General features: G+C 64.3%; 14 protein-coding genes. 3 read left to right on the top strand and 11 right to left on the bottom strand.

The annotated features are described in order from the left end of the window. Positions 1 to 15: 15 nt before the first annotated feature. Positions 16 to 2,211 carry a cytochrome c biogenesis protein ResB gene (locus AC07XB_RS24490; RefSeq protein ID WP_492830522.1) on the bottom strand — a complete coding sequence of 732 codons (2,196 nt, stop codon included), beginning with the start codon at positions 2,209 to 2,211 and terminating at the stop codon, positions 16 to 18. Positions 2,212 to 2,369: 158 nt separating this feature from the next. Then, entirely contained in the window at positions 2,370 to 3,029 is a 660-nt protein-coding gene (locus tag AC07XB_RS24485) for a c-type cytochrome (RefSeq protein ID WP_492373440.1), read from the bottom strand. Between the two features lie 570 nt (positions 3,030 to 3,599). On the opposite strand from AC07XB_RS24485, the gene yihA reads away from it, so the two are divergent. The 3 genes from yihA (at position 3,600) to AC07XB_RS24470 (ending at position 7,012) form a co-directional block, all read left to right on the top strand. Further along, positions 3,600 to 4,328, top strand: a complete 729-nt coding sequence (yihA, locus tag AC07XB_RS24480; protein WP_492387272.1) for a ribosome biogenesis GTP-binding protein YihA/YsxC — start codon at positions 3,600 to 3,602, stop codon at positions 4,326 to 4,328. Positions 4,329 to 4,653: 325 nt separating this feature from the next. Next, positions 4,654 to 5,646, top strand: a complete 993-nt coding sequence (hemB, locus tag AC07XB_RS24475) for a porphobilinogen synthase (RefSeq protein WP_492376018.1) — start codon at positions 4,654 to 4,656, stop codon at positions 5,644 to 5,646. A 10-nt stretch (positions 5,647 to 5,656) separates the two neighbouring features. After that, a complete protein-coding gene (locus tag AC07XB_RS24470) occupies positions 5,657 to 7,012 on the top strand; it encodes a magnesium transporter CorA family protein (RefSeq protein WP_492376019.1) in 1,356 nt (451 codons plus the stop codon). A 44-nt stretch (positions 7,013 to 7,056) separates the two neighbouring features. Here AC07XB_RS24470 and dsbD read toward each other — a convergent pair whose 3' ends face one another. The 9 genes from dsbD to infA all read right to left on the bottom strand — a co-directional run bounded on the left by dsbD (position 7,057) and on the right by infA (position 13,453). After that, complete coding sequence (gene dsbD, locus AC07XB_RS24465; RefSeq protein WP_492830527.1) at positions 7,057 to 9,000, bottom strand: protein-disulfide reductase DsbD; 1,944 nt, start codon at positions 8,998 to 9,000, stop codon at positions 7,057 to 7,059. Between the two features lie 118 nt (positions 9,001 to 9,118). Further along, complete coding sequence (gene cutA, locus AC07XB_RS24460) at positions 9,119 to 9,463, bottom strand: divalent-cation tolerance protein CutA (RefSeq protein WP_441637904.1); 345 nt, start codon at positions 9,461 to 9,463, stop codon at positions 9,119 to 9,121. Positions 9,464 to 9,623: 160 nt separating this feature from the next. Continuing rightward, the gene (gene rplQ / locus AC07XB_RS24455; protein ID WP_006160427.1) at positions 9,624 to 10,019 is read right to left on the bottom strand and encodes a 50S ribosomal protein L17; all 396 of its coding nucleotides are present in this window, start codon (positions 10,017 to 10,019) and stop codon (positions 9,624 to 9,626) included. A 161-nt stretch (positions 10,020 to 10,180) separates the two neighbouring features. Further along, complete coding sequence (locus tag AC07XB_RS24450) at positions 10,181 to 11,161, bottom strand: DNA-directed RNA polymerase subunit alpha (protein ID WP_006160428.1); 981 nt, start codon at positions 11,159 to 11,161, stop codon at positions 10,181 to 10,183. A gap of 182 nt (positions 11,162 to 11,343) precedes the next feature. Further along, positions 11,344 to 11,967, bottom strand: coding sequence for a 30S ribosomal protein S4 (gene rpsD / locus AC07XB_RS24445; RefSeq protein ID WP_492376020.1), 624 nt, complete (start codon positions 11,965 to 11,967; stop codon positions 11,344 to 11,346). A 308-nt stretch (positions 11,968 to 12,275) separates the two neighbouring features. Continuing rightward, entirely contained in the window at positions 12,276 to 12,677 is a 402-nt protein-coding gene (rpsK, locus tag AC07XB_RS24440; protein WP_006160430.1) for a 30S ribosomal protein S11, read from the bottom strand. A 24-nt stretch (positions 12,678 to 12,701) separates the two neighbouring features. Further along, on the bottom strand, positions 12,702 to 13,067 hold the full coding sequence (rpsM, locus tag AC07XB_RS24435; protein WP_006160431.1) for a 30S ribosomal protein S13: 366 nt from the start codon (positions 13,065 to 13,067) through the stop codon (positions 12,702 to 12,704). A 19-nt stretch (positions 13,068 to 13,086) separates the two neighbouring features. Continuing rightward, positions 13,087 to 13,203, bottom strand: a complete 117-nt coding sequence (gene rpmJ, locus AC07XB_RS24430) for a 50S ribosomal protein L36 (RefSeq protein ID WP_006160433.1) — start codon at positions 13,201 to 13,203, stop codon at positions 13,087 to 13,089. A 31-nt stretch (positions 13,204 to 13,234) separates the two neighbouring features. Further along, entirely contained in the window at positions 13,235 to 13,453 is a 219-nt protein-coding gene (gene infA, locus AC07XB_RS24425) for a translation initiation factor IF-1 (protein WP_006160436.1), read from the bottom strand. Between the last annotated feature and the right edge of the window lie 3 nt (positions 13,454 to 13,456).

Below are 13,456 nucleotides of genomic sequence, written 5' to 3'. Positions count from 1 at the left end.
CATAGTGGTTCCTGCTTAATTGCGGGCGCCGGCCGTGTCGATGCTGCCGGCGGCGCGGCCTACATCGTCGCGCAGCGCGACAAACTCTTTCTCGAAATCCAGTGTACGGCGCTGCGTGGACATGGCCATCAGCACATGGCTGGCGGCGCCCTCCCCGCCGGCGGTTCCCGCGGGATATGCGGGGTCCGCGGGATCCTTCACCCAGAGCCAGACGCGGCGCTCGCGGATGTAGAACATCGAGAACACGCCCAGCACCAACAGCAGACAGCCAAGATACACGATGTTCTTCCCTGGTGCACGGGTCATCTGGAACACGCTGGCCTTCACTTCCGTGAAGTCGTCGAGCTGCAGGAAAACCGGCGCGGTGTAGAAGAAACTGTCGGACAGCGCATTGATGGCTTGCTGCATGAAAGCGCCGCTCTGGGCACTATTTGGCACCACCGGCAGCTTGTCTTGCGCGCGCGCCAACTGCCAGAGTTCCCACATCGAGCCATTGAGGATCTTCAGCAGCACATCCGCGGCTTTCTGCTGCTCGGCCGGCGGCACGGACTTTTCCAGAAAGGCGGCAATCGCGGTGAAGCCGCCCGGCGGGGCTTGCGGGTTGCTGCGCGAGGCACCTGCAAACAGGTCGAGCGCACGCAGGGCGCTCTCGGCCAGCTGGCCGCGCAAAACTTCGCGGCCATCGCCCGGCATCGAGGCAAGTGCGAAGCGGCGCGCGGCTTCGCTGCGCATCGCGCGGTCCTGGAGCGCGGCACGCAGGCGCATCCAGTCCGCCACGCTGTTTTGCTCGTCGGCCGGGATGCGCAGGTAGCGGAACGGCTCGCTAGGCGTATCCCGCATGCCGGCAAGGAAGACCGACTGGCCGTCGAGTTGCACCGGCACCATGTAGTTGTTGAATTCGCGGGCCTGGCCGTTGCGGTCGCGCAACTTGTACTGCACCGAAGGGCCAACGTTGCGCAACTCCTTCGCACGGTCAGGATTGACCGCCGAGCCCAGGTGAGACTCAAGCTTCTCGTTGAGCGACTTGCGCGCAACGCCACGCGCGTCCGGCTTGCCCGATGCATCGGTGACGTTCTCGATATTCATCAGGCGGAAATCGCTGAACTCGACCGTCAACCCCTCGGCGTCGGCCGCGTTGCCCGTGCCGGTCAGTGGCGCGTTGGCGCCCACGGTGCCGGCAAAGGCAAAGGTCTTGTCGCCAATACCCTGCATCGGGTAGCCAACGAACTTCAGCTTGGAGCCACCATCCTCGAAGCTGGACTGGTAGATGGCCACGCCATCCACCACCAGCGGCTCGTTGACCTTGATGGTGGCCTCGGTCTTGCGGCCGGTGGCGCGGTCCGTGATGACCACGTCGGAGGCGAACAGCTTGGGCATGCCGGTCGAGTAATGTTCGACGGTGAACTTCTTCAGCGTGATATTGAACGGCAGGTCCTGCACCAGCGCGCCGTCCGAGATATTCAGGATAGCGGTGGACACCGTCGAGCCTTCCGGCACGAAGGCGTTGCCGCGAAAGCCCGGATTGTTGACCGACAAACGGTGCTCAGGCGGAATGTCGTTGATCACTGCGTTGCCGCTGATCGGGCTCTTGCCGCCAAACCACATCTGCGCGCGGATCAGCATGTCGCCATCGAGCAGGCCGCCGACGCAGATCACCACGATAGCGGTGTGCGCGAGGATGTAGCCGAGCTTGTTGGCCGCGCCCGCCTTGGCGGCCAGCAAGGTGGCGCCTTCATGCGCAACGCTCTTGATGCGGTAGCCGCGATTGGCCAGCAGCGCGGTGAGGCGCGTCACCGCATCGGCGCGGGGGCGGCCCGAATCGAACTCGGCATGATGGTGGAAGGACCGCAGGCTGCGCTCACGCACGTGGTCCTTCCACGAGCGCATATCCTTGATCATCTTGGGCGCGTTGCGGGTCAGGCACAGCGAGGTGGAAATCACCAGGAAGGTCAGGATCAGCAGGAACCACCAGGAGCTGTAAACCTTTTGCAACGACAGCGCGTGGAACAGGTCAGCCCAGAAAGGACCGAACTGGTTCACGTAGTTGGGATAGGGCTCGTTCTGCTTGAGGACGGTGCCGACCACACTGGCAATCGCAATCACCGTCAGCAGCGCGATAGCGAAACGCATCGAGGACAGCAGCTCAACCGCGTCGCGTAGCAGGCGGTGAGAAGTCTTCAGGTGCAGTCCTGACGTGGAAGCGGTGGACATGTGCAGTGGGGCCCTCGGCCTTGAAATGAAAAAGGGTGGACTTGCTCGCGCAGGCCACCCTCTTCGATTGTTGCCGGGCTGCTTGGTTGCACCTGGGCGTGGTGCCTCGCGAGTGACGAGGCCCGCTGCGGTGCTCCGGCTACCCGGCGCGGAACGACTTAGCGAATCCCTGCGACGTAATCGGCCACAGCCTTGATCTCGGCGTCCGACATCTTGGCGGCGATGGTGGTCATCACGGGATTGTTCTTGCGGGTGCCCTGGCGGAACGCAACCAGTTGCGCTTCAGTGTACTCGGACCATTGCCCGCCGATGCGCGGGTACTGGGCCGGAATGCCGGCGCCGGTGGGGCCGTGGCAAGCCGCGCAGGCCGGCACGCCCTTGGCCGCGATGCCACCGCGGTAGATCTTCTGGCCGGCTTCGATGGTGTCCTTGTTCTTGGCGGTGGCAGGCTTCTGGGTCTGCTTGGCCAGGTAGGCGCCGACGTCCTTCATTTCCTGCTCGGACAAGGCGGCCGCGTACGGCGACATGATGGCGTTGTTGCGAGCCTTGGCTTTGAAGTCGTCGAGCTGCTTGTGCACGTATTCCGGATGCTGGGCGGCCAGCTTCGGGTTGGCGGCGCCGCCGCTGTTGCCGTTGGCGCCATGGCAGCTCAGGCAAGCCGGGACATTGCGATCAGGGGCACCTTGCGTGTAGAGGGTTTCGCCCTTGGCCGGATCAGCCTTTGCGGCGGCCTGCTCTGCGGCAGATGCCAGACCGGTCATGGCAGTTGCCGGCAGAGCCAGCGCCACAACAGCCAGAAGTTTCGCAATGCGGTTCATTCGCACACCTTGTCTGAATTGTTTTGAATTCCATGGGGCACGCCGTTCAGCACACTGCCCGCGGTGAGGACGCGATGGACAGGCACTTTGACATCGGAAATTCATCACGACGGACCGCCGGCTCGCCTGAAGCCAGAAAACGCCCAGGCGAAAGCCGGATGGCACCGCCCCCATGCGAACGAGAGCGGCAGACCGTGCGAATATCCCGGTAGCAGGCCCAGACCCCCGGTTGGCCCTCTTGCGCTGGCGCCAGGCTTCGGCGCCATAACAGGGACTAGACCAACAGGCTTGCTACCACGATGGAACGGACACGCAAGACTTCCCTGCCAGATAAATGCGCGACCAAGGATGCCGCGCGTCACCTAATCGAGAGGCCGTTAACCGCGTTATTGTACAATAAATCGTGTGCCGGATAGAGGATGTGCGCGCCGCGACGCGGCCAGACGCCAGCCCCGGCCATCCAGGCGGCCGCATGTGCCGCCCACCTCACTCACATCGGCGCGGTGACGCCGGCGAACCCGCCTGAATCCAGGCGGCAGCCCGCCCCCACCCGCCCCATCGCCCAAGCGCATGTCCCTCCTACATCAGGCCCGCTTTTTCGTTACCGTCAATCATCTGCGCGACCTGCCTGCCACGGCTGTGCCGGAAGTGGCGTTCGCCGGCCGCTCCAACGCCGGCAAATCCACCGCCATCAACATCTTGTGCAACCAGAAGCGGCTGGCTTTTTCGTCGCGCACGCCAGGCCGCACCCAGCACATCAACTTCTTCGGCGTGGCCCCGGTCAAGGCGCCGGACCCGCTCGCCTTCCTCGTCGACTTGCCCGGCTACGGCTATGCGCAGGTCTCGGGGTCGGCCAAGTTCCATTGGCAAGCGTTGCTAAGCGACTACGTGCAGACCCGCTCGCAACTGTCCGGCCTGGTGCTGATGATGGACGCGCGCCGCCCCTTTACCGACCTGGATTGCCAGATGGTCGAGTGGTTCCTGCCCACGGGCCGGCCCATTCACGTGTTGCTGACCAAGGCTGACAAGCTGACCAACAGCGAGAACGCCCTGGCCCTGCGCGAAACCCGCAAGGTGCTGGCCGGCTACGCGGAACAGCTCGACACGCCCGTCCCCCTGACCGCGCAGCTGTTCTCCAGCCTGAAGCGCCGCGGCATCGAGGAAGCCCAGCGCGTGGTGGCGGGCTGGCTGTCCCTGCCCGAGGCCCTGCCCCCGGTGGCCACGGACAGCAAGGCCGCGGCAGCGCCGCAAGCCGAACCGGATGCTGGCGATATCCCCCCCGAAGCGCCCGCGAACTGATCCTCCGCCCCCCCGCGCGTACCCACTCCTGCGCTGCCCCCTGCCGAACCGGCAATTGCACCGGTACACGAGCGGGCAAAAAAAACCCCGTTGCAAGCAACGGGGGCGAACTTTCCCACCGGTTAAGGGCGGGTACCCGCTCAGGGAGGAGTAGCGGGGGACGCTGCATCACGCAAGCGCAACGCAGAGTGTCCGCGAGTATGATAGCGGGCGAGATCAAAAGTTTAGTTTTTCTTTCGCAAGCGGCCTGGTCAGGCACTCGCCAGCCACATCGCGCCAGCCGCCCGGCAGACTCCCGCACTTCTTTTCCGACTCCTCTCAAGCCATGTCCACTTTTCCCGAGTACCGTCCGCGCCGCATGCGCCGTGATGATTTCTCACGCAGGCTGATGCGCGAGAACCGCTTGTCGCCAGATAACCTGATCTATCCGGTATTCATCGTCGACGGCCAAAACCAGCGTGAGAGCGTGGCGTCCATGCCCGGCGTGGAGCGTCTGTCGATTGACCTGTTGCTGCCGGTGGCGGAAGACTGCGTGAAACTCGGCATCCCGGTCATCGCGCTGTTCCCGGTGATCGATCCGGTCTTGAAAACGCCCGACGGCATCGAGGCGACCAACGCCGAAGGCCTGATCCCGCGCGCCGTGCGCGCGCTCAAGGACCGATTCCCGGAACTGGGCGTGCTGACCGACGTGGCGCTGGATCCGTACACCAGCCACGGCCAGGACGGCGTGCTGGATGACGACGGCTACGTGATCAACGACGTCACCGTGGAGATCCTGGTCAAGCAGGCGCTGACGCAGGCTGCGGCCGGCGTGGATATCGTGGCGCCCTCGGACATGATGGATGGGCGCATCGGCGCCGTGCGCGCGGCGCTGGAAGACGGCGGGTATATCCATACCCGGATCATGGCGTACTCGGCCAAGTTCGCCTCGGCCTTCTACGGCCCGTTCCGCGATGCGGTGGGCTCGGCGGCCAACCTGGGCAAGGGCAACAAGATGACCTACCAGATGGACCCGGCCAACTCCGACGAAGCCCTGCGCGAAGTGGCGCAGGACATCATGGAAGGCGCTGACATGGTGATGGTCAAGCCCGGCATGCCTTACCTCGACATCCTGCGGCGCGTGAAGGACGAGTTCCGTTTCCCCACCTACGTCTACCAGGTCAGCGGCGAGTACGCGATGCTCAAGGCCGCAGCCCAGAATGGCTGGCTGGATCACGACAAGGTCATGATGGAATCGCTGCTGGCCTTCCGGCGCGCCGGCGCCGATGGCATCCTGACCTATTTCGCACGCGACGCCGCTCGCCTGCTCACGCGCTGAACCGGCCCGGATGCAGCTGCTAGGCTTTTCCGCCAGCCAGGTCCATCCGCTCGCCTCGCTCGACGCGGCGCGCGACTTCCTCGCCGGCAATGCAGCGGCCCGTTTCGTCTGGGTCGACACGCCGATCGAGGAAATCAGCGCCGCGCCGACGGCCTGGCGCGACAGCGTCCAGGCGCTGACGGGCGCCCCGGTGCTGGACCTGCATCTCATCGATGCCACCAACCCGTCGCATCCGTCGTATTTCGATACGACGCATGCCTACGACATGGTGATCTTCCGCAAGCTTACCTTCGAGACCAGCCGGCTGATCGCCGAGGCTGGCGCAGAGGGGGCGGCGGCATCCGGAACGAGTACGAGCACGACGGCAACGGCGGCGGCCTCGGCCACCGCCGCGATGGACATGCCGACGATGCCGGGCCAGCCCGTGGCTTCGGCCACGGCCTGCGCGACAGCCGGCCCGCAATCCGCGGCAAGACCCAGTACCTCAGCCAAGCCGCGCCGCTACCCGCCGGGCTTCCTGCCCGCGCTAGCCAAGATCGATACCCAGCCGGTCACGTTCTTCGTCTTTGACAACGTGCTGCTGACGGTACGGCCCGCGCAATCGCGCACGCTGGACCAGGTGCGCCAGCGCCTGCTTGAACTGTGCCAGGCGCCGCGGCCGCAAGCGGCGTCAAAGACACGGGCCAACGGCCACGCCGCGCTGGTGCATGGCATCCGCCCGCCAACGCGCCCGGAAGACCTGATGCTGCGGCTGCTCAACGCCATGGTCGACCGCTACCTGGACCTGCGTGCGCCGCTGACGCGCCAGCTCGACAGGTGGCAGCGCGCGCTGCTTAACGCGCGGCGCAGCTTTTCCAGCTGGGAAGGCTTGCTCGATGCCCGCATCGAGCTGCGGCGGCTGGAGCACCTGTGCGAGGAGCAGCACGACGCGCTGCAAGAGTTCCGCGACAGCCTGCTCGACAACAGCTATAGCATCGCGAGTGAAGGGCCCGCCACAGGCACTCCAGGTACGCCAAGCACGGCGCGCCGCGACGATGCGCTGCTGGTGCGGATCAACGACGTGATGGAGCACGTCTCGCGCGTGCTCGCCCATGCGCGGCGGCTGGAGGACTCGATCGAGTCCGCGGTGCAGATTCACTTCTCTTCGGTGGCGCACCGCACCAATCGCACCATGCGCACGCTGACGCTGATCACCGCGCTGTTCATGCCGCTCACGCTGATCACCGGCATCTTCGGCATGAACTTCGACCGCATGCCGTGGCTGCGCGAGCCCCAGGGCTTCTGGTGGTCGCTGGGGCTGATGGGGGCGGTGGTGGTGGTGCTGGCCGCGGTATGGGCGCTAGGGCGCCGGCTGGAGCAAAGCTAGCCGACGCCAGCCGAAGCTGGCGCCTCGGGTATTTCAGGTATGTTTCAGGTACTAGCCTTGGTATCGAGCGCGCGCGACAACGTGTCGAGAAACCGTGTGGCCGGCTGGTAGCCGATCGCGCGGACCGGCCGCTCGCGCCCGTCGGCGCCGTACAGGATGATGCCCGGGGGGCCGAACAGGCCGAAGCGCTTGAGCAGCGCGCGGTCATCGGCGTTGTTCCGGGTGACATCCGCCTGCAGCATCACAACCTCGGACAGCCGCGCCCGCACGCGCTCATCGGTAAATGTGAAGCGTTCCATCTCCTTGCAGCTCACGCACCAGTCCGCATAGAAATCGAGCAGCACCGGCTTGCCGGCGGCAGCGGCCTGCGCCACGCGTGCATCGAGCTCCGCAACTGAGCGGACGCGCTCGAACCGTACGTCGGACGCGCCGCCGGCCGCCGCTTCCGGCGCCGAGCGCGCGGCGCTCAGGTGCGCCAGCGGCTGCAGGGGGTCCCGGCCGCCGGAGGCCAGCCCGACCAGGAGGATGGCGCCTGCCAGCGCCGCCAGCAGGCCCAGGCCCTTGCCTACCCTGGCCAGGCCATGCGCATCTGGGCCGAGTGAATCGAAGGCGCTCAGGAAGACCGCACCAACCAGCAGCAGCGCAGCCCAGCCCGCCATCAGCGCCCACGCGGGCAGCACCGGGCTCACCATCCAGAGCGCCACACCCAGCAGCAGGAAGCCGAAGAAGCGCTTGGTCGTCTCCATCCAGCGTCCGGCGCGCGGCAGCAGGTTGCCCGCTCCCACGCCCACCAGCACCAGCGGCACGCCCATGCCGAGCGCCATGGCAAACAACGCACCGCCGCCGACCACAGCATCGCCAGTGCGCGCGATATAGGCCAGCGCGCCAGCCAGTGGCGCCGTCACGCACGGCCCGACGATCAGCGCGGAGATCGCGCCCATGGCTGCGGCACCGGCAAGCTGCCCGCCCTGGCGGCGGTTGGACGATGCCGTCAGCCGGGTCTGCCAGTGCTGCGGCAGCTGCAGCTCATAGAGACCGAACATGGACAGCGACAGCGCCACCATCAGCAGCGCAAAGGCAGCCAGCACCCACGGCGCCTGCAGCGCCGCGGAGAGGCCCTCACCCAGCAGGCCCGCCGCCACGCCGATCCCCGTGTAGACCACTGCCATGCCGAGCACATAGGACAGCGATACCAGCAAGGCACGCTTGCGCGTAACGTGCTCGCCCACCACGATCGACGACAGGATGGGCACCATCGGCAACACGCACGGCGTGAAGGTCAGCAGCAGGCCCAGGCCGAAGAACAGCGCTGCGATCACGCCGAGGTTGCGGCTGGCCAGGGCGCCGGCGATGCGGTCGTTCTCGTCGGCCGTCGGGGCCAGCAGGGCGGGGGAGGGGCCGGCCGCGTCGCCGCTTGCGGCGGCCGGGTTGTTGCCGATGCTGCTGGAATCCGCCGGTGCCCGTTTGCCGAACAATCCGTCAAGCACACCACCGCCGACCTTGAACACACTTTCCTGCGGCGGATAGCACAGGCCTTTGTCGGCACAGCCCTGGGAAGTCACCACCAGCGACCATTTGCCGTCGGCCGGTGCAGACTCCACCGGCACGCGGATGGTCAGCCCGCCGTGATAGGTTTCCATCTCTTTGCCAAATGTCTCGTCGAACTTGACCTTGCCGGGCGGGAACACCGGCGCACCGAGCTTGACGGATGCAGGCTGCGCCGCAAAGGCAAAGCGATCGCGGTAGAGGTAATAGCCATCCGCTACGTCGAAGCGAACCTCGATCGTCTTCGCATCGACCTGATGGGCAGCAAACCGGAAGGCCTGTTCCGGCGGCAAGAAGTCGTCATCGGCGGCATGCGCCACGCCGGCGAGGCACAGCCAGAGTGAGGCCAGCAGCATGATCAGCAGCCGCACTGCGGCACTATGCCGCACGGCTTGCCCAGCCCCCGAACCACCCGAGGCGTTCGCGCTCACACCGAAACTCATGCCCTGCCTTTGAAATGTCATTCGTCGTATCCGCATTGCGCTCGCATCATAGCGCCGGTCACCGGCCGCAGTGCTTTATTGCCAGCATCAGTGTGAGTCGGCGCAGCGACCGCCATCCTTACGCACTGTCGCCTTCGTCTGTGGCCGTTCGGGTTTCGTGCGCCACCCAGGCCAGATAAGGCGCGAATCCCGCGACCAGCGGCATTGCCACGATCTCAGGCACCTCGTAGGGGTGCGCGAGCCGAATCGCTGCCTCCAGCGCGGCATAACGCTCCTGGGTGGTTTTGATCATCAGCGGCCACTCGCGTGCGCTTTCGATCTCACCTTGCCACCAGTACTCGGACTCGCACGGCGCCAGCCGGTTCACGCATGCCGCCAACCTCGACTCCAGCACGGCCCTTGCAACACGCCCCGCGGACTCGGCGTCCGGCAGCGATGTCATCACCAAGATTGCTTCGCTCATCAGATCGTCCTCCCAGGCCACAGCCGGCCCGGCGGCCAGACCCTGGCGCGCCAGCCCCGGAAAACAAAAGAGCCAGGCATGTAGCCTGGCTCGATTGTAAGCGGTGTCCGCGCGGCTCGCCGCGACCAACGGTCGCAAGCGGGCCGGGACGGAATCAACCTTATTCGCCTGCTTCTTCAGCCGGCGCTTCGGTGATTTCCGGGCGGTCAACCAGCTCGACCAGCGCCATCGGCGCATTGTCGCCCTGGCGGAAACCGAACTTCAGGATACGGGTGTAGCCACCCGGACGCGCGTTGTAACGCGGGCCGAGTTCGTTGAACAGCTTGGTGACCATGTCGCGGTCGCGCAGACGGGCGAAAGCCAGGCGGCGGTTGGCAACGGTGTCCTTCTTGGCCAGCGTGATCAGGGGCTCGACAACCTTGCGCAGTTCCTTGGCCTTGGGCAGGGTGGTCTTGATCAGCTCGTGCTGGAACAGCGAGTTGGACATGTTGCGCAGCATCGCGAGGCGGTGCGACGAGGTGCGGTTCAGTTTCCGCAAACCATGACGGTGACGCATGATGATTCCTTTATTGCAATGTTTGACCAGCTCTTCTATCGCTTGGCCGGAGCAATCTCCGGTTCGGCGCGGGCCGGTAGTCTATTAAGGCAGCCGGCACATGCCGGTCGCCGCGATGACCTGGCGCGGCGGCTGGGCAAGCCCGCCACCGCGCCTGGCTATTACTTCTCCAGCCCTGCGGGCGGCCAGTTCTCGAGCTTCATGCCGAGGGTCAGACCGCGCGAAGCCAGCACTTCCTTGATTTCGTTGAGCGACTTGCGACCCAGGTTCGGGGTCTTGAGCAGCTCATTCTCGGTGCGCTGGATCAGGTCGCCGATGTAGTAGATGTTTTCGGCCTTCAGGCAGTTGGCCGAACGCACGGTCAGCTCCAGGTCATCGACCGGGCGCAGCAGGATCGGATCGATCTGCGGCGTGCGGCTCGAAGCGGCTTCCGCCGACGACTCGGTGCCTTCCAGCGCGGCGAACACCGACAACTGGTCGACCAGGATGCGCGCCGATTGACGAATCGCTTCTTCGGGCGAAATCACGCCGTCGGTTTCGATGTTCATCACCAGCTTGTCGAGGTCGGTACGCTGTTCCACACGAGCCGATTCGACTGCGTACGAAACGCGGCGCACCGGCGAGAACGAAGCGTCCAGCACGATGCGGCCAATGACCTTGCCCGCTTCGTCGCCGAACTTGCGCACGTTGCCCGGCACATAACCACGGCCTTGTTCGACCTTGATCTGCATATCGAGCTTGCCGCCGGCCGACAGGTGAGCGATCACGTGGCCGGGGTTGATGATCTCGACATCGTGGGGCAGCTCGATATCGGCAGCCGTCACAACGCCTTCGCCTTCCTTGCGCAGCGAGACCGTGACTTCGTCGCGGTTGTGCAGCTTGAAGACCACACCCTTCAGATTCAGCAGCAGGTTGACTACGTCTTCCTGCACGCCATCGATGGTGGAGTACTCATGGACCACCCCAGCGATCGTGACTTCGGTCGGGGCATAACCGACCATCGACGACAGCAGCACGCGACGCAGGGCGTTACCGAGCGTATGGCCATAGCCACGCTCGAACGGCTCCATCACGACCTTCGCGTGATGGTCGCCGAGCGGCTCCACGGCAATAATTTTAGGCTTGAGTAGTGCTGTTTGCATTAGGTTGTCCTTTTCAATACCCTCGGCTCGTTACACCGATAAGGCTGACGTTTGGAACCTGAAAATCCCATCGCACGATGGGCAATAAGCCCGACGCGCGGCAGCGCGTCGGGCTGAATGTGAAGCTTGGCGGGAAACGCAAGCCCCTGGCCGTTCGATGGTGTCGGTCAGAATTCGAGTGATTAACGCGAATACAACTCGACGATCAGGCTTTCGTTGATGTCACCCGAGATATCGGCGCGATCCGGCACTTGCTTGAATGTGCCTTCGAACTTCTTCGCGTCCACGGCAACCCATGCCGGGAAACCCGATTGCTCAGCCAGCGACAGCGCTTCGGCGATACGGACTTGCTTCTTCGACTGCTCGCGGATGGTGATGATGTCACCAGCCTTGACTTGTGCCGACGGCACGTTCAGGGCTTGACCGTTCAGCAGGATCGCCTTGTGCGACACCAGCTGGCGCGCTTCAGCGCGGGTCGAGCCAAAGCCCATGCGGTACACGACGTTGTCCAGGCGCGATTCCAGCAGTTGCAGCAGCTTCTCGCCGGTGTTGCCCTTGCGGCGGTCGGCTTCAGCGAAGTAGCGGCGGAACTGGCGCTCGAGCACGCCATAGATACGCTTGACCTTCTGCTTTTCGCGCAGTTGGTTGCCGTAGTCGGAGGTGCGTGCACCCGAGGTGCGGCCATGCTGGCCCGGCTTGCTGTCCAGCTTGCACTTGTCTGCAAGCGAGCGGCGTGCGCTCTTCAGGAACAGGTCGGTACCTTCACGGCGGGAGAGTTTGGCCTTCGGGCCGATATAACGTGCCACTTTATCTTCCTTCCTGATCGATCGCGGCGCCTTGTTTGACGCGCCGCGAGTCCGCCTTCTCCGCCCGTTTGAGGGACGCGTGAGTGGCAGACGGTGGGCTTATCCAGCGCATTCCCCTAAAGGACACGCGCAAAAGCATATGACTGACTATTTGCACCAGGCGACAGACCAGCAGGCCAATCACCAGACACAAAAACGCAAAACGAAAACCTGCCACAAAGCATATGCAGCAGGTCAACGTGCGATGCTACCACACCGGGCAGAGGGCGAGGAAGACCTCACCCGCAGCCCGGGTATCACACCGGCGCTTAGATCCGACGACGCTTGGGCGGACGGCAGCCGTTGTGCGGCACTGGCGTCACATCTTCGATAATCGAGATCTTGATGCCGAGCGCGTTCAACGCGCGCACAGCCGATTCACGGCCAGGGCCGGGGCCCTTGATGCGCACGTCCAGGTTCTTGATACCCTGGTCTTGCGCCACGCGGCCGGCGTTCTCTGCAGCAACCTGAGCTGCGAAGGGCGTCGACTTACGCGAACCCTTGAAGCCCTGGCCACCCGAGGTTGCCCATGCCAGGGCATTGCCCTGACGGTCGGTGATCGTGATGATGGTGTTGTTGAACGAAGCGTGGACGTGCGCAATGCCGTCGGCAACGTTCTTCTTGACCTTCTTACGCGCGCGCTGGGCGGCGTTATTCGGACCTTTTGCCATTAGTTTCTTCCTCTGCCTTCGGCTTTACTTCTTCAGAGCCACGCCGGCCTTACGCGGACCCTTGCGGGTACGGGCGTTGGTGCGGGTGCGCTGACCGCGCATCGGGAGACCCCTGCGGTGACGGACGCCACGATAGCAACCAAGGTCCATGAGACGCTTGATGTTCATCGTGGTTTCACGACGCAGGTCACCCTCAACCGTGGCCTTGGCTACTTCGTCACGAAGCTTTTCCAGGTCGCCGTCGGTCAGGTCCTTGACCTTCTTGTCAAAGGGAACGCCGGTGGCCACGCAAATCTTGCGGGCGCGCGAGCGGCCGATACCGTAAATAGCCGTCAGGCCAATCTCGGTATGCTTATGGTTCGGGATGTTAACCCCTGCGATACGTGCCATTCGTCAATCCTCTTTCCGATTAGCCTTGGCGTTGCTTGTGGCGGGGATCCGACGAGCAGATCACGCGCACGACACCGTTGCGCTTGATAACTTTGCAGTTGCGGCAAATGCGCTTAACAGAAGCCAGCACTTTCATGATTTTCCTCTTCCTTCAATTCCTGTTCGCTTCACTTCGTCCGAAAGACGATGCGCGCGCGTGACAGATCATATGGGGTCAGTTCAACCGTCACCCGATCACCCGGAAGAATCCGGATGTAGTTCATTCGCATCTTGCCGGAGATATGGCCCAGCACCACATGGCCGTTTTCCAGTTTGACGCGGAACGTCGCGTTGGGGAGGTTTTCAAGGACCTCCCCCTGCATCTGGATGACGTCGTCTTTTGCCATACC

This window comes from Cupriavidus sp. GW821-FHT02F09, from assembly GCF_059421605.1.
This window is presented reverse-complemented; position numbering and strand designations above follow the sequence as displayed.

Bases quoted from the DNA above. Each gene is read 5' to 3' on its own strand.
- AC07XB_RS24485 (WP_492373440.1), bottom strand. From the start codon at position 3,029: ATGAACCGCATTGCGAAACTTCTGGCTGTTGTGGCGCTGGCTCTGCCG.
- rpsK (WP_006160430.1), bottom strand. From the start codon at position 12,677: ATGGCAAAAGGTCCGAATAACGCCGCCCAGCGCGCGCGTAAGAAGGTC.
- rpsM (WP_006160431.1), bottom strand. From the start codon at position 13,067: ATGGCACGTATCGCAGGGGTTAACATCCCGAACCATAAGCATACCGAG.
- AC07XB_RS24490 (WP_492830522.1), bottom strand. From the start codon at position 2,211: ATGTCCACCGCTTCCACGTCAGGACTGCACCTGAAGACTTCTCACCGC.
- hemB (WP_492376018.1), top strand. From the start codon at position 4,654: ATGTCCACTTTTCCCGAGTACCGTCCGCGCCGCATGCGCCGTGATGAT.
- infA (WP_006160436.1), bottom strand. From the start codon at position 13,453: ATGGCAAAAGACGACGTCATCCAGATGCAGGGGGAGGTCCTTGAAAAC.
- AC07XB_RS24470 (WP_492376019.1), top strand. From the start codon at position 5,657: ATGCAGCTGCTAGGCTTTTCCGCCAGCCAGGTCCATCCGCTCGCCTCG.
- rpmJ (WP_006160433.1), bottom strand. From the start codon at position 13,203: ATGAAAGTGCTGGCTTCTGTTAAGCGCATTTGCCGCAACTGCAAAGTT.
- AC07XB_RS24450 (WP_006160428.1), bottom strand. From the start codon at position 11,161: ATGCAAACAGCACTACTCAAGCCTAAAATTATTGCCGTGGAGCCGCTC.
- cutA (WP_441637904.1), bottom strand. From the start codon at position 9,463: ATGAGCGAAGCAATCTTGGTGATGACATCGCTGCCGGACGCCGAGTCC.
- dsbD (WP_492830527.1), bottom strand. From the start codon at position 9,000: ATGAGTTTCGGTGTGAGCGCGAACGCCTCGGGTGGTTCGGGGGCTGGG.
- rplQ (WP_006160427.1), bottom strand. From the start codon at position 10,019: ATGCGTCACCGTCATGGTTTGCGGAAACTGAACCGCACCTCGTCGCAC.
- yihA (WP_492387272.1), top strand. From the start codon at position 3,600: ATGTCCCTCCTACATCAGGCCCGCTTTTTCGTTACCGTCAATCATCTG.